General features: G+C 53.2%; 12 protein-coding genes. 5 read left to right on the top strand and 7 right to left on the bottom strand.

From position 1 onward, the window contains the following. Window positions 1-298: 298 nt before the first annotated feature. The gene (locus tag CFLAV_RS33795) at window positions 299-904 is read right to left on the bottom strand and encodes a DUF4202 domain-containing protein (RefSeq protein WP_083808716.1); all 606 of its coding nucleotides are present in this window, start codon (window positions 902-904) and stop codon (window positions 299-301) included. Between the two features lie 68 nt (window positions 905-972). On the opposite strand from CFLAV_RS33795, the gene CFLAV_RS01190 reads away from it, so the two are divergent. From CFLAV_RS01190 to CFLAV_RS01210, 5 genes are all read left to right on the top strand, one after another. Then, window positions 973-2,565: an AAA family ATPase gene (locus CFLAV_RS01190; protein ID WP_007412746.1), complete on the top strand. Its 1,593-nt coding sequence runs from the start codon at window positions 973-975 to the stop codon at window positions 2,563-2,565. 249 nt (window positions 2,566-2,814) lie between these two features. Beyond that, a complete protein-coding gene (locus CFLAV_RS01195; RefSeq protein WP_050785588.1) occupies window positions 2,815-4,842 on the top strand; it encodes a tetratricopeptide repeat protein in 2,028 nt (675 codons plus the stop codon). Between the two features lie 180 nt (window positions 4,843-5,022). Then, window positions 5,023-5,856 carry a hypothetical protein gene (locus tag CFLAV_RS36295; RefSeq protein WP_237712346.1) on the top strand — a complete coding sequence of 278 codons (834 nt, stop codon included), beginning with the start codon at window positions 5,023-5,025 and terminating at the stop codon, window positions 5,854-5,856. After that, on the top strand, window positions 5,780-9,169 hold the full coding sequence (locus tag CFLAV_RS01205; protein WP_425500499.1) for a beta strand repeat-containing protein: 3,390 nt from the start codon (window positions 5,780-5,782) through the stop codon (window positions 9,167-9,169). Before CFLAV_RS36295 ends, CFLAV_RS01205 begins: the two co-directional genes overlap by 77 nt. 24 nt (window positions 9,170-9,193) lie before the next feature. Beyond that, window positions 9,194-9,892: a PEP-CTERM sorting domain-containing protein gene (locus CFLAV_RS01210; RefSeq protein ID WP_007412750.1), complete on the top strand. Its 699-nt coding sequence runs from the start codon at window positions 9,194-9,196 to the stop codon at window positions 9,890-9,892. A gap of 698 nt (window positions 9,893-10,590) precedes the next feature. On the opposite strand, the gene lysS is transcribed toward CFLAV_RS01210, so the two are convergent. The 6 genes from lysS to CFLAV_RS01240 all read right to left on the bottom strand — a co-directional run bounded on the left by lysS (window position 10,591) and on the right by CFLAV_RS01240 (window position 20,541). After that, window positions 10,591-12,051: a lysine--tRNA ligase gene (gene lysS / locus CFLAV_RS01215; protein WP_007412752.1), complete on the bottom strand. Its 1,461-nt coding sequence runs from the start codon at window positions 12,049-12,051 to the stop codon at window positions 10,591-10,593. Between the two features lie 103 nt (window positions 12,052-12,154). Then, window positions 12,155-13,612, bottom strand: a complete 1,458-nt coding sequence (locus tag CFLAV_RS01220; RefSeq protein ID WP_007412753.1) for an RNA polymerase sigma factor — start codon at window positions 13,610-13,612, stop codon at window positions 12,155-12,157. Between the two features lie 197 nt (window positions 13,613-13,809). Continuing rightward, the gene (locus CFLAV_RS01225) at window positions 13,810-15,300 is read right to left on the bottom strand and encodes an ArnT family glycosyltransferase (protein WP_007412754.1); all 1,491 of its coding nucleotides are present in this window, start codon (window positions 15,298-15,300) and stop codon (window positions 13,810-13,812) included. Next, window positions 15,297-16,307 carry a glycosyltransferase family 2 protein gene (locus tag CFLAV_RS01230; RefSeq protein WP_007412755.1) on the bottom strand — a complete coding sequence of 337 codons (1,011 nt, stop codon included), beginning with the start codon at window positions 16,305-16,307 and terminating at the stop codon, window positions 15,297-15,299. Before CFLAV_RS01230 ends, CFLAV_RS01225 begins: the two co-directional genes overlap by 4 nt. Before the next feature lie 242 nt (window positions 16,308-16,549). Beyond that, a complete protein-coding gene (locus tag CFLAV_RS31560; protein ID WP_007412756.1) occupies window positions 16,550-19,699 on the bottom strand; it encodes a TolB family protein in 3,150 nt (1,049 codons plus the stop codon). Between the two features lie 38 nt (window positions 19,700-19,737). After that, window positions 19,738-20,541 (bottom strand): prepilin-type N-terminal cleavage/methylation domain-containing protein, encoded by an 804-nt coding sequence (locus CFLAV_RS01240; protein WP_007412757.1) that lies wholly within the window; start codon window positions 20,539-20,541, stop codon window positions 19,738-19,740. Window positions 20,542-20,932: the final 391 nt, after the last annotated feature.

Below are 20,932 nucleotides of genomic sequence, written 5' to 3' on the forward strand. Positions count from 1 at the left end.
ATGGAAATTGCGAATGGCGAATTTCAAATTACGAATGGAAATTGCCGAAGGTATCGGAAGGTATCGGAAGGTTAAAACTTTGCGGGGATGCTCAGATGCCGGAATGAAAACCGAGCGAAAAAGGCTTCAGGTTCAAGGGGCTATGTCCTTCAAAGGAGAAGAATCATTGTCAGTTGTGTATGGCCGGCGCGAGGAAATTAAGAATGGGATGGTTGGACGGGAAGTCGTGCTAACCCGGGCTAAATCGGGTTATCTCGTGCTAACTCGTGTTAAAAAAGTGAATGGGGCATTTTCAGACTCAAGCATTGAGTGCGGAGTGAAGCAGCGCTTTTTCCTTGTCGGTGTAGGAGAGTTGCAAGGCGTGTTGCTGGGCGGCGGGGGTCATTTTCTTCCAGGATTTTTGGAGGGCGTTGATGACTTTGTCATCGGCGGTTTTGCTGGCGAGGTCGGCGAATTGGTATTGGAGGAAGACGAGGCAGAGGGCGTCTTCGAGGATGCGGCTTTCGGGGTCGTTGGGGAAATTCTTTTTGAGGTTGAGATTTTGGACGCGATGGATGGTGTCAGCGGGATAGCCGACGGTGCGGAGGATTTCACCGGCTTTTTCGGCGTGGAAGGACTTGAGTTTGGCACGCCATTGGAGGTAGCCGGGTTTGGTCATCGGGAAAGTGTGGCGGGGGATTTCCCAGCGGCAAAGGTGTTGGCAACGGGCGGCGAGGCGGAGTTCTTCAGAGGCATCAGGCGCCAGTTGCAGGACCCAGGAGGTGAGGCGTTCGGCGTAGAGGAGTTCGCGGGGACGAGGGTGGCCATCGACCATCTCGACATTCGGGTCGGCTGCATTATGTTGGTCGAAGAGGTCCAGCGCCGCTTGAAAGCGGGCAGGATCAGCAGTTTGAACGGGTTGCATCACAACGGCATTATAATTCAACTGAACATAAAGGGAAGGCGAACAGTCCAACCAGGCAGGAATTAATTATGGCTACAGGACATTTTAACGGCCCACCGACACCTGAGGAGTTCCAGCGTCAACTGGCGGAGTTCATGCGCCAGCATCTGCATTCAACGAACAGTGCGACGGCCTCCAAGCCGGTGTTCGACACGACGGTGGATGGGCCGGAGTCGGAAGCGGAGAAGGAGGGTTTTAAATTTGAATACAAGCCACGGGATATCAAAGCGTATCTGGACCGGTTTGTGATCCAGCAGGATGAGGCCAAGAAGGTGCTGAGCGTGGCGTTGTGCGACCATTATCATCAGGTGCGACTCGCGTTTGAAGGGAAGGAGACACCGAATTATGCGAAGCAGAATATTATTTTGATTGGGCCGACCGGGGTGGGCAAGACGTATTTGATTCGGAGCGTGGCGGACTTGATTGGCGTGCCTTTTGTGAAGGGAGATGCGACGAAGTTTTCTGAAACCGGGTATGTCGGGGGCGATGTCGAAGATTTGGTGAGGGAATTATATCGTCGCGCCGATGGTGATGCGGACCGGGCGCAATACGGGATAATTTACATCGACGAGATTGATAAAATTGCCGCTGCGAGCAGTTCGACAGGCCGTGATGTAAGTGGCCGCGGTGTGCAGACGAATCTGTTGAAGCTGATGGAAGAGACGGAGGTGCAGACGCGGTCGCCGCAAGATATTGCCGGGCAGATTCAAGCGATGATGGATATGTCACAGCGGGGCAAAAAGTCCGCCAGTTCGATCAATACGCGGCATATTTTGTTTATCGTGAGCGGGGCTTTTGATGGTTTGGATAAACTGGTGCGCCGACGTTTGCGCGAGGCGACGATTGGTTTTGCGGCGAAGGAAACCAAAGAGGAAACGGAAATCCAGGTGTTGGAACAGGCGCAGACGAAGGATTTTATCGATTTTGGTTTCGAGCCGGAATTTATCGGGCGATTGCCGGTGCGGGTGATTTGCCAATCGCTGGGAGTGGATGATTTGTTTGCCATCCTGAAGTCGTCCGAGGGAAGCATCATTCGCCAATACGAGCAGAGTTTTGCGGCGTATGGGATTGAGGTGTTTTTTCGAGAGGATGGGTTAAGGAGGATCGCTGAATTGGCAGCGGGCGAGGGGACGGGTGCGCGCGGATTGATGACGGTTTGCGAGCGGGTGTTTCGCAATATAAAATTCCAACTGCCCTCGACGCAGGTGAAACGATTTCTGGTGACGAGGGAGTTGGTGGATAATCCCGCGGAAGAGTTGCAGAAGTTGCTGGCCGAGCAGCAGAAGGAAGAGCGACTCGTGGCGCGGCAGTTGGTGAATGAATTCGCGCAACGATTCAAGGAAAGCCATGGACTCAGGCTGAAGTTTACTGAAGCGGCGGCTGATCTGCTGGTTTCAAAAGCCTTGGAGCAGGGGCTGCAGATTCGGGATTTTTGCGCGGCTCGTTTCAAGGATTATCAGTTTGGGCTCAGATTGATCTCGCAAAATACGGGGCAGGAAGAGTTTACCGTGGATACTGATGCGGTGGAATCGCCGGATAAAATTTTGAGTGAATGGGTGGTGGCGAGTTATAAAGGAAGTGAATCCGGGAAAACTACTGGAACCTCCAAAGCAACCGCTTAAGGCCTCGTGCGGAAATAACCTGATCTGATCTGCTGGTCCTCCGGTCGCCGGCCAGCGTTACTTCCCAGTCGCAGATCGTCTTGGATATGCTCCTTCGTTGCGCCTTGGTTGACGCCCCCGATGCTGGCGCATCTTATTTCTGAAGGAGGTCTATCCCTTTCTGAGTTTCCGAATGGGCGGGTATGCAGGTTTGGCCTCGTGCGTTGTCGTTCTTGTCAAGGAGCCGGCTTTATTCCTAGAATTCCGGCGATGGCTGGCAAAGAAAAGATACAATCGGAAAGCGCAACGATTTTGCCATGGATATTTGTGGCACTCACAGCAATTACGTTGCTGCTCTACATGCCATCGCTCAAAGGTGACTTCGTCAACTATGATGATCCCGATTATGTCACCGCGAACGTGGAGGTGCAGAAAGGGCTGACAGGCGAAAGCATTCGTTGGGCTTTCACGACCGGGCATGCGAGCAATTGGCATCCGCTCACGTGGCTGTCGCATATGGTGGATTATCAGCTTTATGAGTTGAAACCGGCCGGCCATCATGCCACAAACCTGATTTTGCACACGGCCAATGTCCTGCTGCTCTTCTGGGTGTTGTGGCGATCGACGAAAAATGTGTGGCCCAGCGCAGTGGTAGCGGCGTTGTTTGCATGGCATCCGTTGCACGTGGAATCGGTAGCCTGGATATCGGAACGCAAGGATGTGCTCAGTGCTTTCTTCTGGCTGCTAACCATGTGGGCGTACGCCGAGCACGTGAGGGGGTTGAAGGAGTCCGGCAAGAAGACCATGCTGTTTTACGGCTTAAGTCTCATGACTTTCGCACTTGGGCTTCTGTCGAAGCCAATGCTCGTTACCTTGCCATTTGTTTTGCTGCTGCTCGATTATTGGCCGTTGAACCGGTTGAGTTTGGAATCCAAGTCGGCGTGGCCCAGGCTGATGGTGGAGAAGGTGCCATTTTTTCTCCTGGCCTTTGCTGATAGTGTCACCACATTCCTGGTGCAGAAAAAGGGTGGGGCGGTTTCATCCCTGGAAAGCATTGCGTTGGGAGAACGCATTGCCAACGCTTTTGTTTCCTATCTGCGATATGTAGGGAAAATGGTTTGGCCGGAAAACCTTTCCATCCTTTACCCGCATCCACATCCTGCCAAATGGCCGATTTTATTGGTAATCGCCAGCGTTGTCTTCGTCCTGGGGATGAGTGCTGCGGCTGTGGTTTGGGGAAGAAAGCAGCGCTATTTATTCGTCGGCTGGTTTTGGTTTCTAGGCACGATGGTTCCAGTGATTGGCTTGGTGCAGGTCGGCATCCAGGCGATGGCAGATCGTTACAGTTATATTCCTCACATTGGTTTGTTTATTGTGCTGGCCTGGGGTGTGCCGGAGATGCTCGCGAGTTGGAAGCAACGAATGGAGGTGTTGGTTTTGACAACCACCATGGCGTTGATTGCGTGCCTGGCTTTGACATTGAACCAGGAAAAGTATTGGTGCGACAGCGTCACGCTTTTCACTCATGCCACCAGGGTTACAAAGAACAATTATCTCGCTTATAACAATCTTGGTCACTGGCTCGATAATCAAGGCAAGCCGGATGAGGCGCTGGCGAATTACCAGAAGTCAATTGAGATTAATCCGAATTACGATGAGGCGCAGAATAATATTGGCTATGTGCTGGCAAAGAAAGGGAAGCCGGAGGAGGCGATACCCTATTATTTCAGTTCCTTGCGGTTGAATCCCAACCGGGCGGAAGTTCATAACAATCTTGGCAACGCCTATGCAGATCTGGGGAAATTGGACGAGGCCATCAGGGAGTATCAAGCCGCCTTGAAAATCAATACGAATTACGCGGAGGCTTATAACGGCATCGGCATCTCCCTCGCGAAGAAGGGTGATCTGGCCGGGGCTACACGGTGGCTGAGTGATGCGATACGTTTGAATCCCAAAAATGTAAGTTCGCATTCCAACCTTGGAAATGTTTATGCGATGCAGGGGAAATTTGATCTCGCGGCCATCGAATATAAACTCGTGCTCAAACAAAATCCTGACGACGCTCTCACTCACAATAATCTGGCCAACCTTTTGTCGGAACAGGGCAAGCTCGATGAAGCGATTGGTGAATACCGTTCTGCCTTGAAGCTAAAGGCTGACAATCCGGAGGCGAATTACAATCTCGGGCTGGCGTTGTTACGGCAAAATAAACGCGATGAGGCCCGGCAACACTTTAACGAGGCTTTGCGGTTGCGTCCAAATTATCCGGAAGCACAGAGGCAGTTGGGCGGACTTTAATTGTTTTTCGAAATAGGTTGACGGACTTAAACGGCCCGCATAAGTATTTCACAGTTCCTATTCGCACCACAGGAACAGTTGTATCCGTCCGCAGCCGGTCAGGTGTTATAAAAGGAAGATTCCAAAGAAATGCTCATCGCGTATGTACGAGCGAAATTGGCTGGCACTTTCAATAACATTGTGAAAAAAAAATTCGTTAATGGTTCTGCTGTGCTCTCGGTTCTTGCATTATTCCTGCAACACTCCAGGGCGGCCACATTGTTTTGGTCTGCCGATGGCACCACGGCCGGGGGAGCGGGTACCTGGGATACCACCTCGGCCCGTTGGGGAAGTGCTGCTTCCGGGCCGTTCCCGAGCATCTGGAACAACGTGAATGTGGATAGTCCCTCATTTGGTGGCACAGCCGGAACAGTTACCCTCTCCACGGCGATGACCGTCAACTCACTGATCACCACGGTGAATGGTTATATCTTCTCTGGAAGCCCGGTGCTTACCTTTTCAGGAGCCAATGCAGGCGTTGTGGCCAACCACGTAACTTCGAGCACGACGCTAAGCTGTAATTACACAGGCAGCATACTCAACAAAAGTGGAACCGGTCGGCTGGAACTTAACAATTCCCTCAACACAATAGGAAAATACAAAGTCACTGGTGGTTTTCTTACATTTCCCTCCGTCAACCGTTTCGGAACGGCTCCAGCAAGCCTGGTAGCTGACTATTTTAATCTGGATGGCGGAGGTCTTGCCGGCTCCGGTGCCACTGGCAGCCTTGGAGCTACTCGAGGCATCACGATCGGTGCTGGCGGGGCCTTTTTGGGAAACTCTTCCCCCGCTAATTCCCTCACGATTAATGGTCCTATTACCCGGGACTGCCGGCGGGGGGCTGACTGTCACTACAGGCAATCTTTTTTATTCCCCCATAACTTCCGGAGGTATTTGGATTCTTGGCAATACCGGAAACGACTGGAACGGACCGACCACGGTTTCGGGCGGCACTCTGAGATTAGGCGCTTCTGAGGTGATTCCTGATGGATCCATAGTTAATGTGAGCTCAGGTACGTTTGAAATGAGCGGGTACGTGTCGAGCATTTCTGTCGGGGCTGGTGGAACGGGATATACCACCGCCCCCACAGTGGCATTTTCTGGCGGTGGTGGAAGTGGAGCCACGGCCACGGCAACGGTCGCCAGCGGCGTCGTAACGGCGGTCACGATTACCGCCCTTGGCACCGGTTACACCAGTGCACCTACAATATCATTTACTGGGGTCGGCAGTGGTGCAACAGCAACGGCAACGGTTGTGGCCGGTCCTTTTAATGAAACCGTAGGCGGCGTGGTGCTCTCCGGCGGCACTATTTCCGGCGGCACTCTGACAGTCAACTCGCCTAATACATTTGCCATTTCGGGCGGCACCATCAGCGGCGCCATCCTCGCGGGATCAGGGGGTCTGACAAAAAGTGGCACTTCCACCGTTGCTCTCAACAGCGCCAATGCCTACACGGGTAAGTCCACGATATCCGGGGGCACCATTACCATCAACACTGCGACCGCAGATGCATGCTTCGGAACTCCCCCGGCCAGCGTGGTTGCCGATCAGCTCACCTTGGACGGCGGAACGATTGCCCTGGGTTCGTCTGCGAATGCTTCGCTGAACACGAACCGCGGGATTACATTGGGCTCGGGTGGCGGCACATTTAGTTTGACCTCCAAAGATCTGACCGTCCCTGGCAACATTGTGGGTGTTGGCGGATTGGCAAAGAGCGGTGCGAACGCGCTCACCCTTAGTGGCGCAAACACCTTCGCCGGTAATTTTACCATCATTGGTGGTTCCATTAATTTCAACGGAAATGATGTGGCCGGGCACGGTAACATCATTGTGGGCCCCACGACGTCAGCGGTTACCTTGCGCAGCAGTGGCACAAGTCCCTTCACATCCACAGTGACTAACAACATCACCATTAATGGTGGTGGGACGAGCGATATAGACACATTTGCCTCTTCGGGCAATACGTTGATATACAACGGTCGGATAAGCGGTTCTGGAGTGCTGCTTAGAGGCAAAGGTGGTGGAGCAGGGAGCGTTATTCTCCTGGGAAACAACAGCGCTTTCAGCGGGGGCTTGATCCTCAATCAGGGATCACTTTCCCTGGGCCATCAAAACGCTGCTGGCACCAGCGCCCTTACAATCTTGCCCCTGGCAGGAACCGTCACTCCCACCTTGCTTGCCAACACCGCGTTGACGGGCGGAAATGCAATAACGAATGCGATCAACATTGCCTCAACGAACAGGACTTTTGCGTTCGGCGGCACGAATGATTTGGAGCTCTCCGGACCGATTAACCTTGCCTCCACCGCTGGAAGCACAACGCCCACCATTTCGGTTGCCAATACGGGGGCTACCATCCTGTCAGGAGCCATCAGTGGACCTTCGGGCATCGGCTTCACTGAGGGCGGCGCGGGCAATCTCACGATCAGCGGAGTTGCCAATACATACGACGGTGCCACTGTGGTTAATGGCAATCTCAGGGTGAACGGCAGCATCACTTCCAGCTCCAGTGTCACCATCAACGGTGGCGGCGTTCTTTCCGGGAATGGCGCCGTTCCTTCGGTGGCTTTGAATAGCGGTGGGACGATTTCACCTGGCAGCACGATTGGTGCTTTGACAACTGGCTCTGAAACCTGGGCTGGAGGTGGACATTATACTTTTCAAGTCAGTGACGCCGCCGGCGTTGCTGGAGTTGGTTATGACACCCTGGCTATAAACGGGACTCTTTCCATCAATTCCACCAGTGCAAATACTTTTTCAATTGATATCAGTGGCGTTGCCTTAGCGAATTTTGACAACGCCCTAAATTACGTTTGGACCATTGCTTCCGCCACTTCGGTGAGCGGTTTCAGTCCGGATAATTTCGCTTTGAATGTGAGCGGATTTGGTTCATTGGGCAACGGTGTTTTCGTCATCGCCCAGAGTGGAAATAGCATCGTTCTGAAATTCCTGCAAAAACCATCTGTAACAAGCAATCCTGCGAGTCATATTGCAACTTATGGCGAAGGGATTTCCTTCAGCGTGGTGGCTGCGGGAGATCCTGTTTTGACCTATCAATGGCGGAAAAATGGTTCTGCGATCAGTGGCGCGACCAGTGCTTCCCTGAGCCTGACTGGCGTTCATTTGGGCGATGCGGGAAATTATGATGTGGTTGTATCCAATGAGGCAGGATCGGCCACCAGTGCAGCAGCTTTGCTCGCGGTCAATAGAGCATCGCTGACGGTTGCAGCGGATAATCAGACACACGTTTATGGTGCAACCAACCCGGTGCTCACAGCCACGTTCAGCGGGTTTGTGAATGGAGAGACGCTGGCAACGAGTGATATCACTGGGAGTGCTGCCTTGAACACCACGGCTGACACAAGTAGTACGGTTGCAGACGGGCCCTATACTATTACAATCGCCCAAGGGACGCTGGCTTCGAGCAATTACAATTTCAGCTTCACGAGTGGCACGTTGACGGTTACGCCTGCGGGATCAAGTATTCTTCTGAGCTCCTCGACGAATACCATCGCGCCTGGCAGCAATCTGACATTCACCGCCACTGTTGCGGCCGTTGCTCCGAGCCTGGGACTTCCCACCGGAAGTGTACAGTTCCTGGCAAATGGAACGAATATTGATGCCTTGGTTGCCCTGACGAATGGCATCGCCAGCGTTGACACTATGTTAATGACGCATGGAACGAATATTGTTTCAGCTGAGTATGCCGGTGATGCAAATTATAGTGGAGCGACTAACAGCATCGTGCAGATCGTGAATCTTTCGCCTCAAGCGGGAGTAGCGAGCTTCGCCCGTGCGCCAGATATTTCATTCAAAATCAAGATTTCGGATTTGTTGACCAATGCGTCAGATGTGGACGGAGATGCATTGGCCCTGGCTTCGATAAGTGCAACCAGCACAAATGGAGCGGCGATTTCAACGAACGCGATCTATGTTTTCTATGAAGCACCTGCCACAAATGGGAATGTAACTGACTCATTCTCTTACACGGTTGTGGATACTTTTGGGGCCACGAACTCCGGGATCGTGACTGTCACAATTGTTGATGACAATGGACCCTCGGTTAACATCACGGGGTTAACCAAACTCGCAGATGGAAACCAGGAAATTGATTTCGCAGGTATTCCAGGAAGAAGTTACCTGATTCAATCGACCAGTGACCTGACGCCACCAATAACGTGGACAATTTTGGGTACGAATTCTGCCGGAACTAACGGGCTCTTCAATTACATCGATTTGGATGCAACAAATCACAGTGCTCGTTACTATCGCACGGCTAAACCTTAATCGGTTGATGAATGGAAAAGAGATATGATGAACCGAATTAATCCACGAATCAGGACGGGGCTTGTTTGCGGTGTGGCCATGATCACCTCACTGGGTGCCTATGGGCAGACCTCCACGACGGTTACCAACACCTTCACCGTCAACAAGAGCATTCCCGATGGTTCAGCCAGCGGGCTGAGTGACACCCGGCACCTGGATTTGACCGGGCAAAACCTCTTTAAACTCACCTACCTGCAGGTTTCCCTGAATGTCTCCGGCGGTTACAATGGCGACTACTACGCCTACCTGGTCCACAACGGGGGCTTTGCCGTGCTGCTCAACCGGGCGGGCAAAACCAGCGTCAACAGCTTTGGTTACGCCGACCGCGGCTTGAACATCACCCTGAGTGATGGGGGTGCCCATGACGTTCACAACTACCAGGATTTTCAGAACCCCGCCGGGGGCGTCCTGACCGGCACGTGGGCGCCGGACGGGCGCAATTTTGATCCCAGCCTGGTATTGGACACCGATCCGCGCAGCGCTTTCCTGAGTTCCTTTGTGGATGGCGATCCCAGCGGGGACTGGACGTTGTTCCTGGCCGATGTGGATTTTGGGGACCAAGGCACACTGGTCAGCTGGAGCCTGACCATGACGGCCGTGCCCGAACCCTCCACCTATGCGCTGCTGGGCCTGGGATTGGGAGCCTTTGCCCTTGTGCGCAATGGACGATGGAAGAAGTCCTGAAGGTGCTTATCTTGAAGAATCCGAATTTGCTGACTGTGATATTGCTGGCTTGCCTTCAATATCCTGGATGCTGACCAGTTGTCTTTCTTGGAATTCATTCCAAGTAGTCGGAAGATAGGCATAAACCGGGCACCTACTTTGTTGATGATATAGACCTCTCCGTTAATAGGCTGTATTGCTTCTTCAAACACCTTCTTCTTACCACCCAAATAGACATTTAGGTCATGTCGGGATGGCCACTGGTTTGTTCCTTTGTTCACCTGCTCCCATTGCTCCTTGGCGTACGCAAGCATTCTTAGATTCTACAATAAATTTGGATGCCTTCGCATACCCAATCGAGACGGCGCCATGAGCAAGTGATGGACTGTAAACAAAGTCAAGGTCACGACGATTGCGATTGCAAGTTTGCGGCTTTTCACGAGCTTCCTTTTTAAACCAGTGTCTGCAGCAAAAAGTTTCGCTGGGGAAAAATTTGGAAACATGGGGTAGTTTTCCCCATGTTACGAAACAGATGGAAGGGTATGGTTAATATGCGAACGGGGACTGGAAAGGGACGTATCAGTGGCTGTTCTGTAGACAAACCATGTTGGACAGAACGCAAAGAGTCTCTGAAGAGCCAGGGAGGCCTTAGCACAAAGCCGCATCGAGGTTGATGCGGCTTTTACATTTTTCAGGATGAATGGGTGCGTTGTTGAGGCTCAGCTCTTTGGTTTCATCTGCGGGAAGAGGATGACGTCGCGGATGGATTCCTGACCGAGGAGCATCATGCACAAACGGTCGATGCCCATGCCCATGCCGCCAGCGGGAGGCATGCCGTGCTCCAGGGCGATGAGGAAATCTTCATCGAGTTTTTGTTGTTCGCCGCCAGCCTGGTGTTCGAGGCGTTCGCGTTGCTCAACAGCGTCGTTTTGCTCGGAGTAAGCCGGAGCGATTTCCTGGCCGTTGATGCAGCACTCAAAGACTTCGACGGATGTTGGGTCTTCAGGTGAGAGCTTGGCGAGGGGAACGAGTTCCTTGGGCAGGTGCGTAACGAAGGTGGGATTGATGAGCGTCGGCTCAATCAGTTTTTCAAACACGGCCCCGGTGACTTCGAAATCTTCATATCCAGCAGCGATGTCGCCACCGAGCTTGAGGTCTTCGATCGCGCGACGACGGCGTTCTGCAGGCGAAACATCGAACCAATCCTGGCCGGCTTTTTCACGAACGAGGTCTTTATACTTTGCACGACGCCAGTTGGGGGTAAGGTCGATGGTCTTGGTGACTTTGCCTTCGGCGTCCTTGTGCTCGATGACGAGCGTGCCGAGGACGCTCTCGGCGACGTGGACAATCATCGATTGGACGAGTTCCATCATGGTCTCGTAATCGCCGTACGCCTGGTAGGCCTCGAGCATGGTGAACTCGGGATTGTGTTTGCGGGAGAGACCTTCGTTGCGGAAGTTCTTGCCGATTTCAAACATCTTATCGATGCCCCCGACGAGGAGACGCTTGTGGTAGAGCTCAATGGCGATGCGGAGGTAGAAATTGCAGCCAAGCGCGTTGTGATGCGTGACGAACGGCGCGGCGGCGGCACCACCGGGAATGTTTTGCATCATGGGCGTCTCGACTTCGACGTAGCCGCGCGAGTGGAAAAAGTTGCGAATCTCGCGGACGACTGCACTACGGAGAAGGAATGTCTTCTTGACCTCGTCATTGGACATGAGATCGAGGTAGCGCTGACGGTAGCGGATTTCAGTATCGACGAGGCCGTGCCATTTTTCAGGAGGCGGGCGGAGGGCTTTGCCGATGATCGTGAACGAAGCGAGTTTGACGGAAATTTCGCCGGTCTTGGTGGTGAACAACACACCCTTCACACCGAGGAAATCACCCATGTCGAGCAGCTTGAAAATATCAAATTGCTCATCACCGAGGGCTGCTTTTTGAGCATAGACCTGGATGCGGCCGCTTTGGTCCTTGATGTCGAAGAAGATGCTTTTGCCCATTTCGCGGTAGGCGGTGATGCGGCCGGCGAGGGCGACCTCGCGGTTCTCGACATAGTTGGCGCGAGCCTGGGCGGCGGTTTCCGTGGGAGCAAACTTATTGGCAAACGGATTAATTCCCCGGGCCTTAAGTGCGGCCAATTTGGCCTTGCGCTGCTCGATCAATGCATTCGATTCATCCATACAAATAATGTAGGCACAGATGAAACATGCTGGAAGGGCAATTGGGAAGGGGAAAAGAAGGGCCAAAGCTGCAAATTTGAAGGCTCAGAGCCCGCAAACAATACTAGGGAGTGACTGCCTGGATTTCGCCCGATTGATCCCAATCGTCACTGAGACTTATGGTGCCGCCGCCGAGTTTCCATTCGTTACCGACCCGGACCATGGGTTGAACCAGCAGTGGAGGTTGTTGGTCTGTGCTGTTTGGAATCGGATCGGCATCCAGGTGAACTTTTAATTCCACATGATCTGCGTCGAGCACTTTGCGGCTCAGAATCTGCGTGCCCTTGATTAAAGGTGCCATAATTTTTTGTCCGGATTCAAATTGCTTGCGCCCTTTCGGATCTTTAAGTTCTTGTTCAAGCAGTTCAGGCGCAAGGGCCTTACTCACATCTTCGTAGGTTCCTTTTAGCATGGCCCAATTCATGGACTGAAATGCTGCTTCCGGGGTCGCATAACCAGCGAAGGCCAGTTCGGCTGTGGTTATATAGCGTCCACTGCCCGGAATTGGAGATGCAAGCTGGCTGGTAATATTGGTGGCGAGTTTGGCTTGCTGTGTGGCGGTTTGCTTCTCGGCATCACGTTGGTGGCGGAGTTGGGCAATCTCGTTTCTGAGACGCGGCAGGTCTTTGTTCTCTTTGCGCAGACGGTCAAGTTCCTGAGTTTTTGCCTGCAAGGAAGCGAGCGAGGTGTCGTTGGCGGACTTTAATTTGTCATGCTCGGCAGCGAGCGTTTGGTTTTCGGCACGCAGGTGATCGAGATGTCGTTCTTGCGCGAAATAGGTGCTGGTAGCGGCAATAACGGCGGCACTAATGATGGCGGTAACGGATTTGGCATTGATCCAGTTCATAACGGTAAGCGCGGAGTTGGTGACGATGGTGGTTGAAGTAACGATGGTTTTGGCAAGTGCGGCAGTTGTGATGGCAACCGTGAGTCCAACCGGGACGGCAGACGTAGTGCTGGCAGTTAGGATGGCCGCAAGGCTAACAGAGGTGACGGCGATACCTTTGCGATTGAAAATGGTGCGAAGTTTTTCCAGCGCACGATTCACGCGCATGCGGGCGGCATCTTCGCTAATGCCAAATTCCTGGCCGACTTCGCGGAGGCTGCGATCTTCAAAGTAGCGGAGAACGAGGGTGTCGCGATCGTCAGGCTCCAATTCCGACATGGCAGGTTCGAGGTGTTCCTTGATGTGACCCGCATCAGAGTCGGAATCGAGAGCTTGCATGGTTACAGCAGTTTCTTCGCGCAGGCGGCGACGTTGTTCAGACCGAACCGTGTGCATGGCAAGGTTGCGAGTGGTGTTGTAAAGCCAGCCAGCAATAACCTGGGGTGGGTGAATGGATTCAGCTTTTTGGGCGAAGGTGGTGAAAACGTTTTGAGCGACCTCTTCGGCGAGGTGTGAATCGCGGACCATGCGTTGCGCGCATGAGAAAACCATGACGAGGTGCTTTTCCACAAGCTGGCGGAAAGCATCTTGCGAGTGGCATCGGGCGTATTGACGCAAGAGGTCATGGTCATCCATAGCAATATTTAACTAGAAGTTCCCGCTGAAGGACAGAAGCGAACAGATCGGTGAAAAATTTCCAATCAGGGGCGAGTCCTGGGCAGGCGTCAACCCTGGATTGGCCGGTGATGGCACGACACATTGATGAAACGGCAAGCTATCCCCGTATCGCTTCGGTATAAGATTAACAGATTAACATCAGGCGTCAGTGCCGCTCAATCGTTGCTTAGCAGGTATATCTGAAAGCGGGTCATGTTTCGGCCCTTGTATTGGCTCCAGAAATCATCGACCAATTGCCGGCTTTTGAATTGTTGCGTGAGCGGAAGGAGGAGGTTATTCGGACCATCCATCGGGTCACTGAGGACGAACAATGCGCGGGTGTCGGGAGCGAGGTGGTAATCCCCCCAGAGTTTGAATTGCGGATGCCAACCAGATGGCAGATAGACAGTGGGATGGCCCGGGAGATAAAACTGAGCCATGCTGGCTTGTGAATAATGGTTGGCGATCAGCAGATTGGCGTTGTATTTCGTGCGGGCCTGTTCAATGTGCGCGGCATAATCAGGCCAGCCTTGTGAGCGCCGCATTATACGATTGATGACCGGGTGAATTGGAGGGAGGAAGACTGCGGCGTGTAATAAGATGGTCATTACGAGGGCAATTGACAGTGCTGCATAGACGGCGCAGCGCCAAGCGGGCCTGCGTTGCACCAAGTCCTGCCAAAATACCACGAGCAAAATCATGGCAGTGATGAGGGCAGGCGCGGGCCAGTTGGGTTTGCCGGCACTGTTCAAACTGAAGAAAAGGAAGATGCCATAGAGTGGCACAAACTGACAGAGGAGAAACTGGACACGGGTGTCGCTGTAACGTGAGACGAGCAAACCAACAGCAGCGACGGCGATGCCAATTGCGATGAGCGGTGAGATCACGCCTATTTGCTCGGTGAGGAAGCGAAACAATTGAGCGGGATGAATGTGGAAGGAACTTTCGACGCCGCTGCGTGAATGAAGTGCCTGCGCCTGAAGCCAACCCACCTGGTAATTCCAATAAATAATGGGCAACGAACAGAGCCCAAAGGCGATGACCATGGCGATGCTTTGCCGACTGAAGAAATACTTCCGGTGCGGTGGGGACCAAAGGAGGAACAGCGCGACGCAGCCGAGTTGGACGCCGTTGGTGAACTTGGCAAGAAATCCGACGCCGATGATCACTCCCAAGCCGATCCAATGTCGCACTTTGCCGGTTTCGAGGGCCGTCCAGAACACGTTTGCCGCCCAAGCCCAGCAGAGGACGCTTGGGGCATCGATGGTCATGATGATCGATCCGACCGTAAAGAGCGGGATGACCATTGCAACCAGCAAACACCAGAGCGCGGTGCGATCTCCGTAGAGCCGACGCGCGAGGCGGAATATCTGCCAACCGGTGGCAGCATTCAGTAGCACGCCGATCCAACGAATGCCGAATGGAGTATCACCGAACACCGAGGTTCCAGCGGCTATGAGCCATGCAATTACCGGCCCCTTGTCGGTATAAGAGGCCGCCAGGTGCTTTGACCAGAGCCAATAGTACGTCTCATCAGGCAGCAATCCCAGTTTCGTCGCGTACCAGAGTCGAAGCAGTGTTACCACGGCCAGGCACATCAGAGCGATGACGGGGGCGTTGAAACGGGTCGATGAGATGGGAGTCGGGGCGGTCTGTGAATTGGTCACGGGGGCGTAAGAGGTGTTTGGTTCCGGTTTGGGGTAGTCGTTGTATTCCCTTCCTGAGCGGCACGCCGGATTTCCTGAACGACATAGAGTGGGCGGTTCTTCACCTGCTCATAAACCCTGCCCAGGTATTCGCCAAAGACGCCGAGGAGCAGTAGTTGGATGGTGCCGAAGATGGTTATGGCGGACATGATCGAAGTCCAACCGGGTACCAATTCCGTGCCGACCACGAGGTGCTTGATAAAGGCGTAAAGAATATAGCCGACAAAGACAGCAAAGAGCATCAGCGAAACCGCGTAGGCCAGCCGCAATGGCGCCTGGGACATGGAGGCAATGCCGTCAATCGCCAGCCGCATCATTTTGTGCCAGGGATAATGGGTCTCGCCACCAGTCCGGTCAGCGCGGTCATAGAAAATCTGGGTTTGCGGAAAACCGATCCATGGCACGAGGCCGCGCAGGAAACGATGCGACTCGCGCAATTTCATGAGCTCCATCAGGGAGCGGCGGCTCATTAACCGAAAGTCGCCAGTGTTGCGGGGAATCGGCACGCCGCTAAGTTTTTCAATGGCGTAGTAGAAGAATTTCGCACTGACGCGTTTGCCCCAGGGTTCAGTGCCACGGGTCGCGCGGGTGGCATAGACCACATCGTAGCCCTGACGGTGGGCGGCGAGCATTTCCAAGATCACATCGGGCGGGTCCTGGAGATCGGCATCCATGGAGACGATAACTGAACCACGGGCGGTTTCCAGACCAGCGGCCAGCGCCACTTGATGTCCGAAGTTACGGGAGAATCTCACCCCTATGTAGGCAGGATCGCGCTGGCATTGGGCGGAGATCAAATTCCAGCTTGAGTCCTTGCTACCGTCATCCACCAGAACGATTTCCAACGGTCCTTCGCCGCGCAGAGTGCCGGCGCGGACGCGGCCCAGTTCCTGAAAAAGCTTGGGCAGCATCTCCGCCTCGTTGAAAACGGGGATTACAATCGAGAGCGCGACCTGTTCACTAGACACATGGTGAAGCTCTCAGAAGTCGAAGCACAGAGCAATTCAAAAGCGTAACTTATTGAGAGGTTAACCAGAGTATTTTGGTGAAATAGATAAAAAAATAGAGCGCCAGCGCAAATTGACGGATAAGGATGCATAGGAACTTAGATGAGAAGCCATGAGTGCCAATGTCAGAGTGAGGTGCTTGTGCGCCTTTCCAAATAACAACTCATCCGAAATGAATCCTGGCGATCCCGGTAACAGGTCGCCTAGTTGCTCGTTAGGATTCTATAGAAACGTTGGCCGGCAGCTGTGGCAGTATCGGTAGCTGACGCCTGGTTGCCGCTAATGGCGATACTACCATTGTAATCCTTCCAATCGGCGTCGCTTAAGCTGTCCTTGTATTGCACGCGGTAGGCCTTGCCCGGAGCAACCGTCCAGAACAACGTAGGTGAGGCGCCGAAAACAAGCTGGCCATGGAAAAAGGAATTTGGGTTGCCGGGATCCGTGCCAGTCTGGAATTCGAAGAGATCGGTGGCGCCATCGCCGTCAAAGTCACCCGTGCCATCGCGGGCGAGGGTGCCGAAGTGTTGCATTTCCCAAACATCGTCCATGCCGTCGCCATCGGTATCGGTGAAGGTTGATACACCAAGGTTCAGGGCAAAGATATCTTCACTTAGATTGTAGTCCTGAGTGGTGAGGTCGGAGGCCCAGCTTTGAAAGAAGAGAGTTTGACCATCGGGACTAAAGACAGGGTAAAGAGAGCGATTGTTGGCGGTGCTGTTCCCTGTCTGGCTGAGGCTCACGAGGGTGGTGGAACCACCGAAAGAGTCGTAGAGAAAGAGGTCTGGGTAGCCGTTAGAATCCCCCGGGACGAGATTATTGGCCGAACTGCGATAAGCGATGAAGCGCCCGTCAGGACTGAGTGCGGGAGAGTCAGAATTGCCATTGGCGGCGAGAGAGGAACTGAAGTCCCGAGAAACCAAAATATTGGTGCCGGTCACGAAATCGTAGAGGTATATCTGGCTTTTGCCGACAGCGGGAGCTGTATAAACCAGATAGCGGCCGTCACTGCTAAACTGAAGTTTGGAGACAGAGGTTGCCGAAGCTGTGTTGATGTTCTTGTTGGTTTTGGCAACAACATCAGCAATATAGATGTAGGAGGTGAGCGATAAGAAATAGGAAAACGCAATGTGGTGTCCATCCGGGCTTATGGCAACGCCAGTTGTTGTTCCAGTGGCCGAGGCAGTGAAGACATTCGTATGACCTTGTCCAGACCACACCAGGACAGTGCTTCCCGCTCCGAAGGTCACAAAGCGGCCGTCAGGCGTCATGGCAGTTTTGCTCACGCCAGCAGTGGTCACTGCATAGGTTTTATTTGCTTGCCGGTCGCGAAAGAAGAGATTCTCGGTGCCGCTGGAATAAGGGCCAGGGGCCAGGTTGCTGGCCTTGCTGCGGAACAAGACATACTGGCCATCGGCGCTGATAATTGGTGCGGAGGAATCGCCATTACCGGAGGGGAGGCCATTGGTGCCAATGCTGATCAGAGATGTTGAGCCCGTGACGAGGTCACGGACGAAAACATCACTGAATTTATTGGTGTCGCCGGACACGAGATTGGTGGCAGTGCTTGAGAAGGCGACATAGCGGCCATCGGCGGAGATGGAGGGTTCAGTGGAGAGGCCGTTTGCACCCGCCCCCCCAACGGCCACACTCACGAGAACATTGGTTCCAGAGATGCGGTCGTGGATGAATACATCCCGAAAACCATTGGTATCATTCGGAACGAGGTTGCTGGCTTCGCTGTAAAAGGCGACGTAACGGCCGTTGGTACTGATGGGGTAGCCGGACAGACTGCTTGGGCCATTGGCTGAGAGAGCAGGCAGGGAAGGGAGGATGGAGGATGTGAGTTCGGTGATCTGGGAAGTGGTATCACGCACGAAAACGTCATAGGCGGCATTATTATCGTTTGAGACAAGATTTGGAGACGAGGTGTCGAAAGCAACGAAACGGCCGTCATCGCTAATCCGGGGAAGCGTCGCAAATGGAACGAATGCCCCAAGACCCGTCTGTTTGACATCGAGGAGGGTGGTGGTGGATGACTGAAGGTTGCGCAGGTAAATGTGACCAAGACCATCGAGAGAATCTGGAGTCAAATTGGAGCTGATGAACGCAACGAATTGGCCGGAAGGAGTGATGGCCGGCCAGGAGGCAGCAGAACTCACGGAATGGCTCTGGTCAGCGCTGACCAGGATGTTGGTACCGAGTTGCGCATCCCAAACATAGACAGCCGTATTGGTGGTGCCAGGAAAAAGCGTGTTTTTTGTAGCATAGGCGATGAACCGGCCGTCCGGTGTCATCTCCAAGGTACGGTCAATTGCTTCTTCACCAAGAGCGACGCGGGCAGCATTGGTATTGATCACCAGGGTCAATCCGGTTTGCAGATTGTGGCGGAAAATCACACCATATGAATTCCCGGCTGTGGTCAAGGGACTGGCTTCGTAGACCAGAATCGAACCATCCTGCGAAATGGTGTGGTTGTAGGAAATCGTCCGATTGGTGCCCGCGATGGATTGCATCAACTGGTGAGCGTTTGTGCTGGCAAGGGAAGTGGTCCCAGCGACCAGATCACGCACATATATTTCACCAATGTTTGTTACTCCCGCGACCAGGTTGGTGGCGTTGCTGAAGAAGGCCACATAGCGGCCATCCGGCGTGATGTCAGGCAGTTCTGAGAAAGGGCCATAGGCCGGGCTGGCTGCTGATGCCATGGCCTTGGGAGTTGCCAATTTGGTTGTGCCGAGTTGCAGATCGCGCACGAAAATATCCGCAATATTATTGGTATCCTGTGCCGTGAGATTATTCGCAGAACTGGCGAAAGCGACAAAATGACCATCCGGTGTCATGGCTGAGCTGCGAGAAGCACCGTTGGCGACCGTTCCATTTGTGCTGACACTGGCAAGAGTGGTTGTGGAAGTCAGCAGGTTGCGGACGAATACGTCGGAGGCATTATTGGTGTCATTGGCAACCAGGTCGCTGGCGCTACTTTCGAAGAGAACGTATTGGCCGTTTGTGGAAATCTCGATGGCAGTGGAATCGCCATTGCCTCCAGTGCCGGCGAGATTGACGCTGATGAGAGTGGTGGTCTGGTTCAGGCGATCGCGCAGGTAAACATTTTGGGAGAAAGTGGTCGCGACAGCGTTGTTGGTGGTAAGATTATTGGCCCGGCTGGAGAAGAGAACGTAACGACCATCAGCACTGATGATTGGACTCCTGGAATCGCCACTGCCCGATGATGAAACCAGAGAGGAATCTGGAGAGGAAACGAACTGGAGCGGAAGTGCTGAGGTGGCGAGCGTAAGGAAATTAGTCAACATTAACATGCCCAAAGCGCTGGAAATGGAGGAAACATTTTTCATATGACAGCTATAAGATGTTTGGGAATTCATCACCAGATTCACGGGCACGCAGTATGTGACACAAGCCACAACCAATCAGCATTGTTCGCGGGGATAAAAATGGTGGCAGGGGTTTGGCCTTGAACTATGGGAATGACAAAATTCGGGGTCACCCATTTGTGAATTTCTGCATGGCCATCAGCAAATGAGAAACCACAACCGCCATCAATGTAAGAAGCCGGCAGGCTTGGAAGGCTTGCAGAGCTACAATTGACCTGGAAATAGCCGTCATTGATGCTGCCGGGGTGTTCATCAGCGAAGATGAAGGCGGATTGAGGGTTGGGACAAGTCAGGTCGGCTGTTGTTTTATATTGTCTGAATCCAGCATTGTAGTTTGGCGTATTGAATGCAGCGCCCATCTGGCCGTTCATTGAATAGCTGCGCAAGCGCTGGCCGTTTGAAGATGGCACGAGGTCGGCGGGACAGCGATAAATGTTAAGATTGCTGCGAACATATGGCGCAAGCAGAGATCCGAGCAGCACGTTCACATTTGTGTTGGCCGAGGAAATTAACCAATCCTCGCTGGAACCGCCGCACCAGGTCTGGTTTGCTGCAAATCCTGCAGGAGCGTTGGGAAGCAATACGTCGTGATTGTCTTCCTTATACATCGACCAACCGATCATGAGTTGGCGCAAATTGCTGAGACATCCGGCGGCATAGCCAGAGGATTTTAGGTGCGCTTTCGCCATGGCAGGAAACCAAAGCGTCGATAGCAGAGCAATAACGGCAACAACCACCAGCAATTCCACAAGAGAAAAAGCGTGCTTGTGCCTGGATCGTGGGATGGAGACATTTTGGTTCATAGATAAAAAAATTGATCGTGAAGGGCTGGATTGTTGATATGCCGTGGGCGAACTAAAATCGGTTCGCGCAGCTTTTTGAAGGAAGCGCGCATGGCAACAAGGCAATTTCTGATGTAACATTAAGTTCTTGCTCTCCATTAATAACGAAAAAGTGTTAAGGCGATATTTACAGCTGTCAACAGAATAAAAAGCCGTTCAATCCATCTTCATGAGCGAAATTTGCGAGGGCAAATTCGGCTAGGTGCTTCGATTCATTGTCCAAACGCAGGCTCTGATTGGCCCAAGCCTCGCGAGTGAAAAGGGGACGCGGTAACCGCGTTAATGAGCCGCTCCAATGGGCACTCTACCCTTTACAAAAGGTGGTAGGCGTTCCACGTTGCAGGGAAACAAG

Origin of the sequence: Pedosphaera parvula Ellin514, from assembly GCF_000172555.1 — a bacterium.
GTDB lineage: Bacteria > Verrucomicrobiota > Verrucomicrobiia > Limisphaerales > Pedosphaeraceae > Pedosphaera.

What these genes read in the sequence shown, in the direction of transcription:
- CFLAV_RS01210 (WP_007412750.1), top strand. Translation starts at nt 9,194, where the DNA reads ATGATGAACCGAATTAATCCACGAATCAGGACGGGGCTTGTTTGCGGT.
- CFLAV_RS01190 (WP_007412746.1), top strand. Translation starts at nt 973, where the DNA reads ATGGCTACAGGACATTTTAACGGCCCACCGACACCTGAGGAGTTCCAG.
- CFLAV_RS01195 (WP_050785588.1), top strand. Translation starts at nt 2,815, where the DNA reads ATGGCTGGCAAAGAAAAGATACAATCGGAAAGCGCAACGATTTTGCCA.
- CFLAV_RS31560 (WP_007412756.1), bottom strand. Translation starts at nt 19,699, where the DNA reads ATGAAAAATGTTTCCTCCATTTCCAGCGCTTTGGGCATGTTAATGTTG.
- lysS (WP_007412752.1), bottom strand. Translation starts at nt 12,051, where the DNA reads ATGGATGAATCGAATGCATTGATCGAGCAGCGCAAGGCCAAATTGGCC.
- CFLAV_RS33795 (WP_083808716.1), bottom strand. Translation starts at nt 904, where the DNA reads ATGCAACCCGTTCAAACTGCTGATCCTGCCCGCTTTCAAGCGGCGCTG.
- CFLAV_RS01240 (WP_007412757.1), bottom strand. Translation starts at nt 20,541, where the DNA reads ATGAACCAAAATGTCTCCATCCCACGATCCAGGCACAAGCACGCTTTT.
- CFLAV_RS01220 (WP_007412753.1), bottom strand. Translation starts at nt 13,612, where the DNA reads ATGGATGACCATGACCTCTTGCGTCAATACGCCCGATGCCACTCGCAA.